This is a genomic window from Actinoallomurus oryzae (assembly GCF_039541955.1).
Taxonomy (GTDB): Bacteria; Actinomycetota; Actinomycetes; order Streptosporangiales; family Streptosporangiaceae; genus Actinoallomurus; species Actinoallomurus oryzae.
Window position 1 is genome coordinate 126,005 of sequence record NZ_BAABHF010000009.1, and the last position, 16,522, is coordinate 142,526.

General features: G+C 69.0%; 11 protein-coding genes. 1 reads left to right on the forward strand and 10 read right to left on the reverse strand.

Annotated elements, in window-relative coordinates; translation table 11 throughout:
- Positions 1 to 58: 58 nt before the first annotated feature.
- The 9 genes from rplW to ABEA10_RS02345 all read right to left on the reverse strand — a co-directional run bounded on the left by rplW (position 59) and on the right by ABEA10_RS02345 (position 8,932).
- On the reverse strand, positions 59 to 361 hold the full coding sequence (gene rplW, locus ABEA10_RS02305; protein ID WP_329250644.1) for a 50S ribosomal protein L23: 303 nt from the start codon (positions 359 to 361) through the stop codon (positions 59 to 61).
- A complete protein-coding gene (gene rplD, locus ABEA10_RS02310; RefSeq protein ID WP_345456670.1) occupies positions 358 to 972 on the reverse strand; it encodes a 50S ribosomal protein L4 in 615 nt (204 codons plus the stop codon). The genes rplW and rplD overlap by 4 nt, the downstream gene beginning before the upstream one ends.
- Entirely contained in the window at positions 973 to 1,620 is a 648-nt protein-coding gene (gene rplC, locus ABEA10_RS02315; protein ID WP_345456673.1) for a 50S ribosomal protein L3, read from the reverse strand. It lies immediately after the preceding gene.
- Positions 1,621 to 1,632: 12 nt separating this feature from the next.
- A complete protein-coding gene (rpsJ, locus tag ABEA10_RS02320; protein ID WP_141956729.1) occupies positions 1,633 to 1,941 on the reverse strand; it encodes a 30S ribosomal protein S10 in 309 nt (102 codons plus the stop codon).
- Between the two features lie 162 nt (positions 1,942 to 2,103).
- Entirely contained in the window at positions 2,104 to 3,297 is a 1,194-nt protein-coding gene (gene tuf / locus ABEA10_RS02325; protein WP_329250638.1) for an elongation factor Tu, read from the reverse strand.
- Between the two features lie 79 nt (positions 3,298 to 3,376).
- Positions 3,377 to 5,488, reverse strand: a complete 2,112-nt coding sequence (gene fusA / locus ABEA10_RS02330) for an elongation factor G (RefSeq protein WP_329250635.1) — start codon at positions 5,486 to 5,488, stop codon at positions 3,377 to 3,379.
- Positions 5,489 to 5,524: 36 nt separating this feature from the next.
- Complete coding sequence (gene rpsG, locus ABEA10_RS02335) at positions 5,525 to 5,995, reverse strand: 30S ribosomal protein S7 (RefSeq protein ID WP_252780395.1); 471 nt, start codon at positions 5,993 to 5,995, stop codon at positions 5,525 to 5,527.
- A gap of 1 nt (position 5,996) precedes the next feature.
- Complete coding sequence (gene rpsL, locus ABEA10_RS02340) at positions 5,997 to 6,371, reverse strand: 30S ribosomal protein S12 (protein ID WP_019632621.1); 375 nt, start codon at positions 6,369 to 6,371, stop codon at positions 5,997 to 5,999.
- Positions 6,372 to 6,829: 458 nt separating this feature from the next.
- Positions 6,830 to 8,932, reverse strand: coding sequence for a hypothetical protein (locus ABEA10_RS02345; RefSeq protein WP_345456680.1), 2,103 nt, complete (start codon positions 8,930 to 8,932; stop codon positions 6,830 to 6,832).
- A 491-nt stretch (positions 8,933 to 9,423) separates the two neighbouring features.
- Here ABEA10_RS02345 and ABEA10_RS02350 point away from each other — a divergent pair, with 491 nt between their 5' ends.
- Positions 9,424 to 12,510: a sugar transferase gene (locus ABEA10_RS02350; protein ID WP_345456683.1), complete on the forward strand. Its 3,087-nt coding sequence runs from the start codon at positions 9,424 to 9,426 to the stop codon at positions 12,508 to 12,510.
- A 55-nt stretch (positions 12,511 to 12,565) separates the two neighbouring features.
- Here the strand turns inward: ABEA10_RS02350 and ABEA10_RS02355 are convergent, their stop codons facing one another.
- Entirely contained in the window at positions 12,566 to 16,441 is a 3,876-nt protein-coding gene (locus ABEA10_RS02355; protein ID WP_345456686.1) for a DNA-directed RNA polymerase subunit beta', read from the reverse strand.
- Positions 16,442 to 16,522 lie beyond the last annotated feature (81 nt).

The following is a 16,522-nucleotide window of genomic DNA, read 5'->3' on the forward strand; positions in this document are numbered from 1 at the left end:
GTCCGGAGGTCGCGCGCGTGCGCTCCCTCGCAGGAGCGGTGCGCCGCGGAGGAGAGGGTCATGAGATCGAGCCTCCGAAGATTTCGATCCGCTCACCCTCGGCCAGGCTCACGATGGCCCGCTTGGTGTCCTTGCGCTTGCCGTAACCGAACCGGGTGCGCTTGCGCTTGCCCTGCCGGTTGATGGTGTTCACGCCGGTCACCTTGACCCCGAAGACGGCCTCGACGGCCTGCCGGATCTGGGTCTTGTTGGCGTCCGGGCGAACCTCGAACGTGTACTTGCCCTCGTCGAGCAGCCCGTAGCTCTTCTCAGAGATCACGGGCGCGATGAGGATGTCGCGCGGGTCGGCGATCCTGCTCACTTGGCCTTCTCCTTCCCACTGGCGTGGTCCACGAAGGCCTGGTACGCGGGCTCGGTGAAGACGATGTCGTCGTTGCAGAGCACGTCGTAGGTGTTGAGCTGGTCGGCCATGAGCACGTGCACCTCGGGCACGTTGCGCAGGCTCAGCCAGGTCAGGTCGTCCTCGCGGTCGAGGACCACCAGCACCTTGGCCGCCTCGGTCACCGAACGCAGCGAGGCGAGCGTGGCCTTGGTCTTGGGCGTCTCGCCCTCGACCAGACCCGACACCACGTGCACGCGGCCGTAGCGAGCGCGGTCCGACAGCGCGCCGCGCAGCGCGGCGGCCTTCATCTTCTTCGGCGTCTTCTGCGCGTACGAGCGCGGCTGCGGGCCGTGGACGGTGCCACCGCCGGCGAACTGCGGGGCGCGGGTCGAGCCCTGACGGGCGCGGCCGGTGCCCTTCTGCCGGTACGGCTTCTTGCCGCCACCGGAGACCTCACCGCGAGTCTTGGTCTTGTGCGTGCCCTGCCGGGCCGCGGCGAGCTGCGCCACGACGACCTGGTGGATCAGCGGCACGTTGACCTTCGCGTCGAAGATCTCCGGAGCGAGCTCGATGTCCAGCTTGGTGGCCATTTAGTTCGCCCCCTTCGCGGCGCTGCGCACCAGGACGAGGCCGCCGTTCGGTCCGGGGACCGCGCCCTTGATGAGGAGCAGCCCCTTGTCGGCGTCGATGGAGTGCACGGTGAGGTTCTGCACGGTCGTACGGGCGTTGCCGTGCCGCCCGGCCATGCGCAGGCCCTTGAACACACGGCCCGGCGTGGCGCAGCCACCGATCGAGCCGGGCGAGCGGTGCTTGCGCTGGGTGCCGTGCGAGGCGCCGAGGCCCTTGAAGCCGTGGCGCTTCATGACACCCGCGGTGCCCTTGCCCTTGCTCCGGCCGGTGACGTCGATCCGCTGTCCGGCCTCGAAGACCTCGACGGTGATCTCCTGGCCGAGCTCGTACTCGGCGGCGTCGTCCGTGCGCAGCTCCACGAGGTGACGGCGCGGCGTCACGCCGGCCTTCTCGTAGTGGCCGGTCATCGGCTTGTTGACCTTGCGCGGGTCGATCTGGCCGTAGCCGAGCTGGACGGCGGAGTAACCGTCGGATTCCGGCGTGCGCACTCGGGTGACGACGCACGGCCCAGCCTGGACGACGGTTACCGGAACGATCCGGCCCTCATCGTCGAAGACCTGGGTCATACCGAGCTTCTCGCCCAGAACGCCCTTTCTCTGCTTGCTCATCTCTGGATGCCCTTAGAGCTTGATCTCGATGTCGACGCCGGCCGGAAGGTCGAGCCGCATGAGCGAGTCGACCGTCTTGGGCGTCGGATCGATGATGTCGATCAGGCGCTTGTGCGTGCGCATCTCGAAGTGCTCGCGGCTGTCCTTGTACTTGTGCGGCGAGCGGATGACGCAGTACACGTTCTTCTCGGTCGGCAGCGGCACCGGGCCGGCGACCTTCGCGCCCGTGCGCGTCACCGTCTCGACGATCTTGCGCGCCGAAGTGTCGATGACCTCGTGGTCGTAGGCCTTGAGCCGGATGCGGATCTTCTGTCCCGCCATGGTGGCCTCGGTGTCCTTTGCTTCCTAGGTGCCGCTGGGTTACAGACCGCAAGGGCCGCTCGCGCGTCCCCCACGGAGATCTCCCTCAGATCGAAACCGTCGGGAGTCGTGGTGCGGCGGCCGGGCCTGTCTCCAGGTGCCCCGACCGCCGCGCCGCGGGTACTACTTGATGATCTTGGTCACACGGCCCGCACCGACGGTACGGCCACCCTCGCGGATCGCGAACTTGAGGCCTTCCTCCATCGCGATGGGCTGGATGAGCTCGACACGCATCTCGGTGTTGTCGCCCGGCATGACCATTTCGGTGCCCTCGGGCAGGTGCACGACGCCGGTCACGTCCGTGGTCCGGAAGTAGAACTGCGGACGGTAGTTGTTGAAGAACGGCGTGTGGCGGCCACCCTCGTCCTTGGACAGGATGTAGACCTGCGCCTCGAACTCGGTGTGCGGGGTGTTGGTGCCCGGCTTGATGACACACTGACCGCGCTCGACCTCTTCACGCTTGATGCCGCGCAGGAGCAGGCCGACGTTGTCGCCCGCCTGGCCCTGGTCGAGGAGCTTGCGGAACATCTCGACACCGGTGACCGTGGTCGTGGTGGCGGTGTCCTTGATGCCGATGATGTCGACGGTCTCGTTGACGTTGACGACACCACGCTCGATGCGGCCGGTGACGACCGTGCCGCGACCGGTGATCGAGAAGACGTCCTCGATCGGCATCAGGAACGGCTTGTCCGTCTCACGCTGCGGCTCGGGGATGTTCTCGTCGCAGGCGTCCATGAGCTCGACGATCTTCTCGCCCCACTCGGCGTCGCCCTCGAGGGCCTTGAGCGCGGAGACACGGATCACCGGGACGTCGTCGCCCGGGAACTCGTACTCCGACAGCAGCTCGCGGACCTCCAGCTCGACGAGCTCGAGGATCTCCTCGTCGTCGACCATGTCGGCCTTGTTGAGCGCCACGACGATGTACGGGACGCCGACCTGACGGGCCAGGAGCACGTGCTCCTTGGTCTGCGGCATCGGACCGTCGGTCGCCGCCACGACCAGGATCGCACCGTCCATCTGGGCAGCGCCGGTGATCATGTTCTTGATGTAGTCGGCGTGGCCCGGGCAGTCGACGTGGGCGTAGTGACGCTTCTCGGTCTGGTACTCGACGTGAGCGATCGAGATCGTGATGCCCCGCTCCCGCTCCTCCGGCGCCTTGTCGATCTCGTCGAACGGCGTGAAGGGGTTCAGGTCGGGGTGCTTGTCGTGGAGCACCTTGGTAATCGCCGCGGTAAGCGTGGTCTTACCATGGTCGATGTGCCCAATGGTGCCGATGTTTACGTGCGGCTTCGTCCGCTCGAACTTGGCCTTGGCCACCGGTGTCTCCTTGTTGCGATCCTCGGCCGTCTTTCGCGACCGTCTGTAGCTTCAGTGGTTGGTCTTGTGCCTCGACGCGTTATTCGCCGCGCGCCTTGGCGATGATCTCCTGCGCGACGTTCGTCGGAACCTCAGCGTAGGAGTCGAACTGCATGGTGAAGACGGCGCGCCCCTGGGTCTTGCTGCGCAGGTCACCGACGTATCCGAACATCTCGGACAGCGGCACGACGGCCTTGATGACCTTGACCCCGCTACGCTCGCCCATCTCCTGAATCTGGCCACGGCGGCCGTTCAGGTCGCCGATGACGTCACCCATGTAGTCCTCAGGAGTGGTGACCTCGACGGCCATCATCGGCTCCAGCAGCGCGGGGTCGGCCTTGCGGGCCGCCTCCTTGAACGCCATGGAACCGGCGATCTTGAAGGCCAGCTCGGAGGAGTCGACGTCGTGGTAGGCGCCGTCCTGAAGCGTGACCTTGACACCGACCAGCGGGTATCCGGCGAGCACACCGAACTCGGCCGCCTCCTGGCAACCCGCGTCCACCGACGGGATGTACTCCCGCGGGATGCGGCCACCGGTGACCTTGTTCTCGAACTCGTAGCCATCGCTGCCGCCGCCGAGCGGCTCGACGTCGATGATGACGCGGCCGAACTGGCCGGAACCGCCCGTCTGCTTCTTGTGGGTGTACTCGACCTTCTCCACCTTGCGGCGGATGGTCTCGCGGTACGCCACCTGCGGCCGGCCGACGTTGGCCTCGACCTTGAACTCCCGCTTCATGCGGTCGACCAGCACCTCGAGGTGCAGCTCGCCCATGCCGGAGATGATGGTCTGCCCGGTCTCCTCGTCGGTCCGCACCTGGAAGGACGGGTCCTCCTCGGCGAGCCGCTGGATCGCGGTGCCCAGCTTCTGCTGGTCGGCCTTGGTCTTGGGCTCGATGGCGACGTTGATGACCGGCGCCGGGAAGCTCATCGACTCCAGGATCACCGGGTTCTTGTCGTCGGAGAGCGTCTCGCCGGTGGTGGTCTGCTTGAGACCCATCACCGCGACGATGTCGCCCGCGCCCACGCGGTCGATCTCCTCGCGCTTGTTCGCGTGCATGCGATAGATCTTGCCGACGCGCTCCTTGCGGTCCTTCACGCTGTTCAGGACCGAGCTGCCGGCCTCCAGCACGCCCGAGTAGACGCGGATGAAGGTCAGCTTGCCCAGGTGCGGGTCGCTCATGATCTTGAACGCCAGCGCCGCGAACGGCTCGTCCTCGCTCGGCTTGCGCTCGATGGCCTTCTCTTCGTCGCGGTAGTCGTGGCCCTGGATGGCCTCGACGTCGAGCGGCGAGGGGAGGTAGTTGACGATCGCGTCGAGCAGCGGCTGGACGCCCTTGTTCTTGAAGGCGGTGCCGCACGTGACCGGGGTCAGCGCGCCGGCGATCGTGGCCCGCCGGATCGCCGGGATGAGCTGCGCCGTCGTGGGCTCGTTGCCCTCGAGGTAGAGCTCCATGATCTCGTCGTCGGCCTCGGCGAGCGTCTCGACCAGCTTGTCATGCCACTCGCGGGCGGCGTCGGCGTGCGTGTCGGGGATCTCGATGACGTCGTACATCTCGCCCTTGGCCGCCTCGGCGCTCCACACGAGCGCCTTCATGCGGACCAGGTCGACGACGCCCTTGAAGTCGGCCTCGGCACCGATCGGGATCTGCAGCACCAACGGCGTGGCGTTGAGCCGGTCGACGATCATGTCGACGCAGCGGTGGAACTCCGCGCCGACGCGGTCGAGCTTGTTGACGAAGCAGATCCGCGGCACGTTGTAACGGTCGGCCTGGCGCCACACCGTCTCGGACTGCGGCTCGACACCGGCCACACCGTCGAACACCGCGACCGCGCCGTCGAGGACGCGCAGTGAACGCTCCACCTCGACGGTGAAGTCGACGTGCCCGGGCGTGTCGATGATGTTGATGGTGTGATCGACGTCGTCAACCGTCCAGTGGCAGGTCGTCGCGGCGGACGTGATCGTGATGCCGCGCTCCTGCTCCTGTTCCATCCAGTCCATGGTGGCTGCGCCCTCATGGACCTCACCGATCTTGTAGTTGACGCCGGTGTAGTACAGGATCCGCTCGGTGGTTGTGGTCTTACCCGCGTCGATGTGGGCCATGATCCCGATGTTTCGGACCTTGGCCAGGTCTACGCCGGTCTTAGTAGCCACTTTCGCGCCCTCGTTAGTCTCGTACGTGGTGCTGGATTACCAGCGGTAATGGGCGAAGGCCTTGTTGGACTCCGCCATCTTGTGCGTGTCCTCGCGCTTCTTCACGCTCGCGCCGAGGCCGTTGCTCGCGTCGAGCAGCTCGTTCATCAGCCGCTCGGTCATGGTCTTCTCACGCCGCTGACGGGCGTACAGCACGAGCCAGCGGAGCGCGAGGGTGGTGCTGCGCGCCGGGCGCACCTCGACGGGCACCTGGTAGGTGGCGCCACCGACACGCCGGCTGCGGACCTCGAGGGTCGGCTTGACGTTGTCCAGCGCGCGCTTGAGCGTCACGACCGGGTCGTTGCCGGTCTTCTCGCGGCAGCCCTCCAGGGCGTCGTACACGATGCTCTGAGCGATCGACCGCTTGCCGTCGAGCAGGACCTTGTTGACCAGCGAGGTGACCAGCGGCGAGTTGTACACCGGGTCAGCGATCAGCTGGCGCTTGCCTGCGGGGCCCTTGCGAGGCATCTCAGCTCTTCTCCTTCTTCGCGCCGTAGCGGCTGCGAGCCTGCTTCCGGTTCCGAACACCCTGGGTGTCGAGCGACCCGCGGATGATCTTGTACCGAACACCCGGAAGGTCCTTCACACGGCCGCCGCGCACGAGCACGATCGAGTGCTCCTGCAGGTTGTGCCCGACGCCGGGGATGTAGGCCGTGACCTCGATCCCGCTCGTCAGCCGGACACGGGCGACCTTGCGCAGCGCGGAGTTGGGCTTCTTGGGCGTCGTCGTGTAGACGCGCGTGCAGACGCCGCGGCGCTGCGGGCTTCCCTTGAGCGCCGGCGTCTTGTTCTTGGTCACCTTGTCCTGGCGGCCCTTGCGGACCAGCTGCTGGATCGTGGGCACCGCGTCTCCGTCTTCCTCGTACCAAGCCGATTGCTGGGTTTGCCGTGCTCTCGCGCGGCCGGCCGGTCGCGGCCCGATGAACGGGAACGACCTGCCGTTTTGCTTTTGCCTCCGACCCCCGCGGTCGGGCGTGTCGCACACACCCTCCTGCACTCAGCCCGGAGGGCCAGGTGAACTCAGGGAGTCGAATCCGCGCCGCACGCTGACTTCAGGCCGGTCACCAGGCGATGATCGCTACGGTGAGGCACCGAGATCGGTGTGCACGCACGTTGGACCCGCGAACCGCGGGCACGAAGGGAGAGACTACCCAACACCCGCGCATGGGTCAAAACAAGTGCCCTACCACATCGGCGTGGCGCGGTGAGACGTCGATACAACGAGAGAATGCCGACGGTTTGTTCCCGTCGGCATTCTGTCTCAGTCATCCGGGGTTTGGGAAGACGGCGCTCCGGTGTGCGTCAGAGCACCACGAACAAGATGATGAGCAGGATGACCAGCACCACCGCACCGGCGCCGAGTGCGATCCACAGCTTCTGCTTGGACGCGCCGTCGGAGGCGGGCGACTGCGACTGGCCGTAGCCCGGGTAGCCGCCGCCCTGGGCGACCTGGCCGTACGGCTGCTGACCGTACTGCTGCTGGCCGTAACCCTGCCCGTAGCCCTGCTGCCCGTAGGCCTGCTGGGACTGGCCCTGCTGAGACTGCCCCTGCTGCCCGTAGGCCTGCTGGGACTGTCCCTCCTGCGGCTGGCCCTGCTGCCCGCCGTACGGCTGCTGACCGTAGCCCTGTTGCTGGCCGTAGCCCTGCTGGCCGTACTGCTGCTGACCGTAGGCGGCCTGGCCGTAGCCCTGCTGCGGCTGGCCCTGCTGGCTCTGGTCGCCGAAGGACTGCGGGCCGGACGTGTCCTGGCCCGGCTGGTTCTGCTGGCCGTACTGCGGGAAGCCGCCCTGCTGTTCGCCGCCGGGCGCCGCCCAGGACGAGCCCTGCTCTCCGCCCGGCGGCGGGGGCGCGTACGGCGACGAGTCGTACGGCGATGAGGGCTCGTAGGGGGACGACGCGGGTGAGGTCTGCCCGAAGGCGGTCGTCTTCTCGCCACCGGACGCGGCGCCCTGGTCGGGGTGGCCGTACGCCGGCACGTCCTGACCGGAGTGACCCGGGGTCTCGGTGCCCGAGTCCGGCGGCGGCACCAGCATGGTGCGCTCGGCTCCGCCCTGCTCGTCGTGGTCGTCCTGCGGTTCGCCGGCCGCGTTGTCCTGCGACGGCCCGAAGCCGGGCACGACGTCCTCGACCGGGGACGATCCGTACGCGGGAACGTCGCCGGACGGCGTGGGGTGCTCGCCCGTTCCCGAGACCTGCGACAGCGGCGTGTCCAGCATCGTGGAGGGCGGCTTGGAGCCCTCGTCCTCACCCAGCGGGGTGCCGCCGAACGACGACGGAGGCTGCGGTTCGGAGCCGGTCTCCTGGCCCGGGGAGAACGCCGTCGTGGCGGGCGCACCGATAAGGCCCTCGTTCGACGGGGAGCCGGACTCGCCCGGGCTCGGCGGCGAGACCGTGGTGCGCTCGGCCGTGTCGTCCTCGGCGGGCTTGTCACCGTACGCGGGTGCGCCCGGCTGACCGCCGAACTGTCCCGGCTGACCGGGCTGTCCCGGCTGGCCGTACTGCCCGCCGTACGGCGCGGGGTAACCGGGCTGTCCGTACGGGCCCTGCTCCCCGTAGGGCTGGCCGCCGTACGCGGGCTGGCCGGGCTGCCCGTAGGGCTGCTGCTGGCCGTACTGCGGCTGCTGGCCGTACGGAGACTGCTGCTGCTGGCCATAGGGTGGCGGGCCGCCCGCCTGGCCGCCCGGCTGCCCGTAGGACTCCGATCCATACGGCGGCGGGCCGGGCGGCGTCCCGCCTGCGGAGTCCGGAGGCTGCCCGTACGGCGCGCCGGGCTGCTGGCCGTACGGAGACGCGGGCTGGTCGCCCGGCTGCCCGTAGGAGGGCTGACCGTACGGAGACTGCTGCTGCCCGTAGGGCTGCTGGCCGTACGACGGCGGCTGGTCGTAGGAAGGTTGTCCCGGCTGGCCCGGTTGACCGGGCTGGCTCGGCTGGCCGTAGGGCTGTTGACCGTACGGCTGCTGCGGCTGCGGATAGGACGGCGGGCCGCCGTAGGGCTGCTGGCCGCCGTACGCGGGCGGTCCCTGCTCGCCCGGCGCGGCGAACGGCGGCGGGGTGCCCGGGTCGGGGTACCCGCCCGGCTGGCCGAACGGCGGCGGCGCCGACTCGCTCGACCCGCTGCTCTCACCGCCCGCGACGGGCGTGCCGGGGTCGGATGAGGCCTCCGGCTTGGCCGGCCGCCGGTGCTGGCCGAAGACCACGGTGCGGCCCGACTCGAGGACGTCCTGCGGAACGTCGGCGACCGGGGAGACGCTCTCCGCGTCCTGCGACGGCGTGGATGATGTGCCCGGGGTGGCGTCCTGGCCGGCCGGTGCCTCGTCGCGTCTGTCGCCGGATGCCTCGGGCTTGGGGGACTGCTCGTCAGGCAGCGGCCAGTGGGATCCCTGGCCACCGTTCTGCTCGGTCATCGTCGGGCTCCTTCAGCGCCGATGCCGCCGGCGGTGTGCCGCCCGCAGTGCATGACTTCACTCGAAGGCACGTGGCGCATGGGGACCTCCGAGTCATCGACCACAAGCCGACGGTAATCTCCGCCGGTATACCCTTCGCCCCAGCCTGCCGTGATGACCGGCCTAATCGCAAATCACGCCGTCTGACCTTCGGGAACACCGGGCCGGCGAGAATTCGTGCTGCTTCTTCTCCTCATCGCTCAGGGCCGCTGACGTGGTGTGGTGTCGTATCGGCGTGCAGCGGTCTCACCGAGCCCCGCGCCCGGCGAAAGGTGAGGCGACCTCGGTCCGGCTCACCCGCCGGATCCGGATGACGCAAGGCGAAGATCATCACTAGGGTTCCCTGAGCGACCTGTCCGTGCCTGTCGTTGGAGGACGGTTCCGATGGTGTCCGCTGAGCGGATAGAGCGACATGACGCGCCCGTCGCCGGCGGCGCGCTCCCTCCCTGCTGATGTCGGGCTTCCGCGTCGTGCCCGAGGTGTGGATGGGCGCGGGAAAGGGGATCGCCGAAGTCTCGGAGGATCTGGGCGACGGCCTTGACGCTTTCTGCCGGGCCATGGCGACACGGCCCTTCGGAAGTGACGATCTGGGTCGGGCCCTGTTCGAGGGCGACGGGCGGAACCCCGGGTTCGTGGGACGACGCGACGGCCTGCTGAGGGACCTGGCCGCCGCCGTGAACCTGCTGGAGGGGATAGGAGCCGGCCTGGTCGACGCCGGTGGCCGGTACGCCGAGGCGGACGGCGCGATCCTGGACGACCTGGGCGTCCGGCCAACGCCACGTCCGCCGTCGCCCGGAACGTCGGCGTACCCGCGGGAGTACCGGCTGCCGGAGGTCGCCGAGGATTCGCCGTCCACGGTGCGGGAGCCGAGTTTCGTCCGGCAGACGGCGTGGTTCTTCGAGGCGGTGGGGCTCGGCTGCGCGTGGCCGGACGGCGACCTTCACGGTGTGGAGGCGCTGCGGGACGCCGCGACCACGATGGCGCACGTCGTCCACCAGACGGCCGTGGACGTCGGCGCGCACGCCGGGCGGGTGACGGGCAGCGGGACCGGGGCCGCCACGGACGCGTTCGGGTCGGCCGTCCGGGTGGTGCACGGAGAGCACGGGCTCCTGGAGGATGTGGCGCACCGCTGCGAGCGGCTCGCCGCCTACTGCCAGACGGCGGTCGACGCGATCGTCAAGGCACGTTGGCACTTCGCGGCCTCGGCCGCGTTCGTGCTGGGATTGGTGGCCGCGGCGAGCGTACTGGGCCCGCTGTCGGAAGCGGCGCTGGCGCGGCTGATCCAGCTGGAGGGCATCGGCCTGGCGATCGTGCTGCGGATCATCCGCGAGGCGGCACTCGGCATGGCGTTCTCCGGTGGCCTCGACGTGGTCGACCAGTTGTTCCGTCCCGGTTCGTTCAAATTGAGCGAACTGGCCGACGCGCTGTGGCAGGGCGCGATCGCGGGCGGCCTGGCGGGTGGCGCGAACGCGAGCCTGCCGGCGCTGCTGCGCCGGGCACCGTCGCTGACCGCCCTGGCCGACGCGGTGGAGTCCCCCGGTTGGAAGGGCATCCTCCCCCGTTTCGGCACCGGCGGGAGCGTGGCGACCCTGGCGACGGCGACCGCCGGATGGGCCGGCGGCGACGACTGGGACTGGCGGCACGCGGCCGAGGCCGGGTTCGGCATGGCCTTCGTCGGTGCCGGCGCCGAAGGCGTCCGGACGGCCCTCCGTGCCGGGCGCACCGCACTGGCGGCGCGGTCGTCCCGGATGGGGCCGGATTGGTTGAACAGCGCCGGGAGGAGGTGGCAGGACATCAAGGTGGCCACGATGCTGATTCCGGTCGCCGGGATCGTGGTCTCCATCGGCGCGTCAATGAAATACCTTGAGGACCGGAGGTCGCCCCTCTTCTCCCAGTGGAGAGTCGGCAAGGGCGGTGCTCCCTTCCGCATCCTCAAGCTCCGCACCATGCCCAGCTCCACGGGCACGGACGCCAGCATGGGATCCGGCGACTCGCGGGCCACGGCGGTCGGCAAGGTGCTCCGCAAATTCACGATCGACGAGTTGCCCCAGCTCGTGAACATTCTCAGGGGAGACATGTCGCTCGTCGGGCCGCGACCGTTGCTGGCGGGCGACATCGACGCCATGGCCCGTGTCCTGGGGCCCGTTCGATTCGCGGAGTGGTACACGGCCTACACGAGCAGCCGGCCGGGCCTGATCAGCATGTTCGGCAACGAGAGCGTCCGTCTCGTCCCCCAGTCCGACTCCTACCTACGCCGCCGGGCCGAACTGGACATCGACTACTTCCACCGGGCGAGCCCGGCGCTGGACCGGGAGATCGTGAAGGCGACGTTGAACGTCGGCCTGACGTTCGTCGGGCAACGTCCGCACGAGTCCGGCGCCTCGCCGCAGGCGCATCCCGCACCGGCCGACGCCGCGAGCACGGCGCGGCACGACGTCCCCGGCCCGCTCGGCTCGGGCCGGAACCCGCTCCCCACCGACGTCAAGAAATGGTGGGACACGGTGCCGCCGGACCAGCGCGGACCACTGCTCGCCGCGCATCCCGTCCACATCGGCACCGCGGACGGCATCCCCGCCGTGGTCAGGGACCAGGCGAACCGCGCGGTGCTGCGCGACCTGGAGACCCGTCTGGTCCAGGAGCACGAACGGGCCAGGGCCGACGCACCGCACGATGGCGCGGCGGCCAGGCGTCTGCGGGACCTGGCCGACCGGCTGGACGGGATCCGTGCCGTACGGGACCGGCTGGCATCGCCGCCGAGCGCCGAACACCCCCGCCCGTACCTGCTGTCGCTCGACCCGGAGGGCACCGGGCGGGTGGTGATCGCATTCGGGAACCCCGACACCGCCGCGAACGTCGCGACGTACGTGCCAGGCGCGAAGTCGCGTCTCGGCTCCGCCGGGATCCACGTGCGTGTGGGCGACGCGATCGCGCTCTCCGCGTCGCGGGCCGGCTCCCCCTCGACCGCCGTGGTCGTCTGGATCGGTTATCCGGCGCCGCAGACGCTCGGCAGTGCGGTGAGCCGCCGGTTCGCGGACGCGGCAGCGCCCGGCCTGCACCGGTTCCAGGACGGCCTGCGCGTCACCCACCAGGGGCCGCGTTCGCACCAGACGGTAATCGGATACAGCTACGGAAGCGTCGTCATCGGACACGCCGCGCGGGACGGTGTACTCAACGCCGACGACCTCGTGTTCGCCGCCAGCCCCGGAGTCGGCGTCGGCCGGGCCGGCGACCTGCGCCTGGCCGCCGTTCCGCCGCGTGACGCGGGCTACCGGGTCCATGCGACGATTGCCCGTTGGGACTTCATCCGGGCCCTCCGCGTCCACGGTCCGCAGCCGGCCGGCCGGCGCTTCGGAGGCCGGGCGTTCCGATCGGCTCCGGGCACGCGCGGGCCCTGGTACTTCGGCGGCCTGAGCCGGAAGGCCCACAGCGACTATTGGTCGATCGACAATCCCGCGCTCGTCCAGATCGGGCGGATCGTCGCCGGTCAGGCTTCCGAAAGCCCAGAGGCCGTCTCCGATGTGCTCGGAAACGGCCTCTGAACTGCATGAACCATCAGCGACCTCGGGTGCCGGCGGACGGCACCCGGATCACCACCTAGCGGTTGTACTGACCGAAGTCGTACTCCTCCAGCGGGACCGCCTCGCCGGAGCCCTGGCCGAAGGCGTACTCGGCGCCCTCGTCGTAGGACCCGACGGAGTAGACGGCCGCCTTGGCCTCCTCGGTCGGCTCCACCCGGATGTTGCGGTACTGCGGCATGCCCGTACCGGCCGGGATCAGCTTTCCGATGATGACGTTCTCCTTCAGGCCGACCAGCGGGTCGGACTTGGCGTGGATCGCCGCGTCCGTGAGGACCCGCGTCGTCTCCTGGAAGGAGGCCGCCGACAGCCACGACTCGGTGGCCAGCGACGCCTTCGTGATGCCCATGAGCTGGGGACGGCCGACGGCGGGCTGACCGCCCTCGGCGACGACGGCGCGGTTGAGCTCCTCGAACCGCGGCCGCTCGACCAGCTCGACACCAGGCAGCATGTCGGTGTCGCCGGACTCCAGCACCTGGACCCGCTTCAGCATCTGCCGAACGATGATCTCGATGTGCTTGTCGTGGATCGACACACCCTGGGACCGGTAGACCTCCTGCACCTGGTCGACCAGGTGCAGCTGGACCGCGCGCGGGCCGAGGATGCGCAGCACCTCGTGCGGGTTGATGGCACCCGCGATGAGCTGCTGGCCGACGTCGACGTGGTCGCCGTCCTTGACGCTCAGCCGCGACCGCATCGGCACCGGGTAGGCGATCTCCTCGCCACCGTCGTCCGGGATGACCACGATCTTGCGGGTCTTCTCGGTCTCGTCGATGCGGATCCGGCCGGCCACCTCGCTGATCGGGGCGACACCCTTGGGGATGCGCGCCTCGAACAGCTCCTGGACACGCGGCAGACCGTGCGTGATGTCGACACCCGCCACACCACCGGTGTGGAAGGTACGCATCGTCAGCTGGGTGCCGGGCTCGCCGATCGACTGGGCGGCGATGATGCCGACCGCCTCGCCGACGTCCACGAGCTTGCCGGTGGCCAGCGAACGGCCGTAGCACATCGCGCAGACACCGATCTTGGACTCGCAGACCAGCGCGCTCCGCGTGCGGACCTCCGAGATGCCGACCTCGATGAGACGGTTGAGCACCGTGTCGTTGAGGTCGGTGCCCGCCGGGTAGATCAGCGTGCCGTCGACCTCGATGTCCTCGGCGATGTTGCGTCCGACGAGGCTGTTCTCGGAGTTCGCCACCTTGGTCAGGGAGCCGTCGGCGCCCTTGGTCGCGATCGCGAACTTGATCGTACGGTCGGTGCCGCAGTCGTCCTCGCGGACGATGACGTCCTGCGCGACGTCGACCAGACGACGGGTGAGGTAGCCCGAGTCGGCGGTACGCAGAGCGGTGTCGGCCAGACCCTTCCGGGCACCGTGCGTGGCGATGAAGTACTCGACCACGGACAGGCCCTCGCGGAAGGAGGACTTGATCGGCCGCGGGATGGTCTCACCCTTGGGGTTGGAGACCAGACCGCGCATACCGGCGATCTGCCGGAGCTGCAGCGGGTTACCGCGGGCACCGGAGTTGATCATCATCCAGATCGGGTTGGTGGCGGGGAACGCCGCCTCCATGTCCTTGGCGACGTCGACCGTGGCCTTGGTCCAGATCTCGATGAGCTCCTGACGGCGCTCGTCGTCGGTGATCAGACCGCGGTCGTACTCCCGCTGCACCTTGTCGGCCTGCCGCTCGTACGACGCCATGATGTCCGCCTTGTTCGGCGGGGCGATGACGTCGTCGATGGCGATGGTGACGCCGGAGCGGGTCGCCCACCGGAAGCCGGTGTCCTTCAGCGCGTCGAGCGCGTTGGCCACGTCGACCTTCGGGTACGTCTCGGCCAGCTCGTTCACGATCGTCGAGAGCTGCTTCTTGCCGACCTCGTAGTTCACGAACGGGAAGTCGGCCGGCAGCGCCTCGTTGAACAGCAGGCGGCCGAGCGTGGTCTCGAGGCGGTACGGCTGCCCCTCCTCGTAACCCTCCGGCGCCGTCCAGCCGCGCGGCGGCGGGACGTCCTTGACCCGGACCTGGATCCGGGCCTGCAGGTCGAGCTCGCCCCGGTCGTAGGCCATGATCGCCTCGGACAGGGTGGTGAACGTACGGCCCTGGCCGTCCGCACCGTCCTTCTCCGTGGTCAGCCAGAACAGGCCGATGACCATGTCCTGGGTCGGCATGGTGACCGGCTTGCCGTCGGACGGCTTGAGGATGTTGTTGGTCGAGAGCATCAGGATGCGCGCCTCGGCCTGGGCCTCGGCCGCCAGCGGCAGGTGCACGGCCATCTGGTCACCGTCGAAGTCCGCGTTGAACGCGGTGCAGACGAGCGGGTGGATCTGGATGGCCTTGCCCTCGACCAGCTGCGGCTCGAAGGCCTGGATGCCCAGGCGGTGCAGCGTCGGCGCCCGGTTGAGCAGCACCGGGTGCTCGGTGATGACCTCTTCGAGCACGTCCCACACGGCCGGGCGGGCACGCTCGACCATGCGCTTGGCGCTCTTGATGTTCTGTGCGTGGTTGAGGTCGACCAGCCGCTTCATGACGAAGGGCTTGAACAGCTCCAGCGCCATCTGCTTGGGCAGACCGCACTGGTGCAGCCGCAGCTGCGGGCCGACGACGATGACCGAACGGCCGGAGTAGTCGACGCGCTTGCCCAGGAGGTTCTGCCGGAACCGGCCCTGCTTGCCCTTGAGCATGTCGGACAGCGACTTGAGCGGACGGTTGCCGGGCCCGGTGACGGGCCGGCCGCGGCGGCCGTTGTCGAACAGCGCGTCGACGGCCTCCTGGAGCATCCGCTTCTCGTTGTTGACGATGATCTCGGGCGCGCCGAGGTCGAGCAGCCTCTTCAGCCGGTTGTTCCGGTTGATGACCCGGCGGTACAGGTCGTTGAGGTCGCTCGTGGCGAACCGGCCACCGTCGAGCTGCACCATCGGGCGCAGGTCCGGCGGGATGACCGGAATGCAGTCCAGCACCATGCCCCGCGGGCTGTTGCGGGTGTTGAGGAACGCGGAGACGACCTTGAGGCGCTTGAGGGCGCGGGCCTTCTTCTGGCCCTTGCCGCTGCGGATGATCTCCCGCAGCCGCTCCGCCTCGGCGTCGAGGTCGAAGTTCTCCAGACGCTTCTGGATCGCGGCCGCGCCCATGCCGCCCTCGAAGTAGCGGCCGAACCGGTCGCGCATTTCACGGTAGAGCAGCTCGTCGCCCTCAAGGTCTTGGACCTTGAGGTTGCGGAAGCGGTTCCAGACCTCGTCGAGACGGTCCAGCTCGCGCTGGGCCCGGTCGCGGATCTGCTTGATCTCACGCTCGGCGGCCTCACGCACCTTGCGGCGCTGGTCGCCCTTTGCCCCCGCGGCCTCGAGCTCGGCGAGGTCCTGCTCCAGCTTCTTCTGCCGGGCCTCGATCTCGGCGTCGCGGCGCTGCTCGATCTGCTGCCGCTCCACGGAGATCTTGGCCTCGAGCGAGGGCAGGTCACGCTCGCGCGAGTCGGTGTCGACCCACGTGATCATGTAGGCCGCAAAATAAATGATCTTCTCAAGGTCCTTGGGCGCCAGGTCCAGGAGGTACCCCAGCCGGCTGGGCACACCCTTGAAGTACCAGATGTGCGTGACCGGCGCGGCCAGCTCGATGTGGCCCATCCGCTCACGACGCACCTTGGCGCGGGTCACCTCGACGCCACAGCGCTCACAGATGATGCCCTTGAAGCGGACACGCTTGTACTTCCCGCAGTAGCACTCCCAGTCGCGGGTCGGACCAAAGATCTTTTCGCAGAAGAGCCCGTCCTTCTCCGGCTTCAGAGTCCGGTAGTTGATGGTCTCCGGCTTCTTGACCTCACCGTGTGACCACTGCCGGATGTCGTCCGCCGTCGCCAGGCCGATCCGCAGCTCGTCGAAGAAGTTGACGTCGAGCACTTTGTTAACCAGTCCCCTGCTGTCGTATGCCGTTCCCAGGTCGCGGCCGCCGGGCCCGCGCTCCACGCGCCGGCCCGGCCG

Excerpts from the sequence above, each read along its gene's own strand:
- rplD (WP_345456670.1), bottom strand. The coding sequence starts at position 972 with ATGGCCACCAAGCTGGACATCGAGCTCGCTCCGGAGATCTTCGACGCG.
- rplC (WP_345456673.1), bottom strand. The coding sequence starts at position 1,620 with ATGAGCAAGCAGAGAAAGGGCGTTCTGGGCGAGAAGCTCGGTATGACC.
- rpsJ (WP_141956729.1), bottom strand. The coding sequence starts at position 1,941 with ATGGCGGGACAGAAGATCCGCATCCGGCTCAAGGCCTACGACCACGAG.
- rpsG (WP_252780395.1), bottom strand. The coding sequence starts at position 5,995 with ATGCCTCGCAAGGGCCCCGCAGGCAAGCGCCAGCTGATCGCTGACCCG.
- ABEA10_RS02345 (WP_345456680.1), bottom strand. The coding sequence starts at position 8,932 with ATGACCGAGCAGAACGGTGGCCAGGGATCCCACTGGCCGCTGCCTGAC.
- ABEA10_RS02350 (WP_345456683.1), top strand. The coding sequence starts at position 9,424 with ATGTCGGGCTTCCGCGTCGTGCCCGAGGTGTGGATGGGCGCGGGAAAG.